This is a genomic window from Deinococcus arboris (genome assembly GCF_009755355.1).
Lineage (GTDB): Bacteria > Deinococcota > Deinococci > Deinococcales > Deinococcaceae > Deinococcus > Deinococcus betulae.
The window spans coordinates 1-766 of sequence record NZ_WQLB01000089.1 but is presented as its reverse complement, the minus strand read 5'-3'; the positions used below and the strand labels follow the sequence as shown (position 1 = coordinate 766).

Sequence of the window (766 nt, the reverse complement as noted above, 5' to 3'; positions counted from 1 at the left end):
TGGATTTCTGAGCATGACGGGTGTTCAATAAGGTATGAACGGTCTGGAGTGTCCGCAGTGCGGCGCCGTCCGCATCGTTAAAAACGGTCACGCCCATACCGGCAAGCAGCGGTATCTCTGCCGCATCTGTGGTCACCAGTTCACGCTGAAACCGAGCTGGCATCGGGTTTCAGAGGCGACCGTCGCTCTCGTTGACCGGTTGTTGACTGAGCGCATCTCCCACCGAGGGATCTGTCGGGTCACCGGGGTCAGTCGCTCCTGGTTCCGGCTCCACCTCAAACAGCTCGGCCGCAGCGTCCCACACGGCGTTGATGACCCGATGTCCCCAGCAAAAAAAGCCTGAGCATTCCAGCACCCTTGCGGAGGGTGCTGGAATGCGACGAATTATGCACGTTCGTGAGAAACCGCCAGCGACCCCTCTGGATCTGGCTGGCCATGGACCGACACACCCGACGGATCGTTGGGTGCTTCCTGGGCCCACGTGACACCCTGGGTGCCTCTGGGTTGTGGCACAGCCTCGACACACCGTACCTGGACGCGGTCTGTCATACAGACCGCTTGGCCGCGTACAAGAGTGTCGTGTTCGGGAACCGGCACCGGATCGGCGGCACCCAACACATCGAGCGCTTCAACGCGACCTTGCGCGCCCGTCTGGCGCATCTGGTGCGCCGTTCGCTGTCGTTTTGCCGGCGTCAGTCTCACCTGGAAACCGTCGTCTGGCTCTTCATTCACCGGTACAACGCGTCATTACCCTGAGCCCTCGACC

General features: G+C 61.5%; 2 protein-coding genes. Both read left to right on the top strand.

The annotated features are described in order from the left end of the window. Nucleotides 1-34: 34 nt before the first annotated feature. Nucleotides 35-343: an IS1/IS1595 family N-terminal zinc-binding domain-containing protein gene (locus tag GO986_RS23595; protein ID WP_157461750.1), complete on the top strand. Its 309-nt coding sequence runs from the start codon at nucleotides 35-37 to the stop codon at nucleotides 341-343. 23 nt (nucleotides 344-366) lie between these two features. Further along, entirely contained in the window at nucleotides 367-756 is a 390-nt protein-coding gene (locus tag GO986_RS22445; RefSeq protein WP_198170951.1) for an IS1 family transposase, read from the top strand. Nucleotides 757-766: the final 10 nt, after the last annotated feature.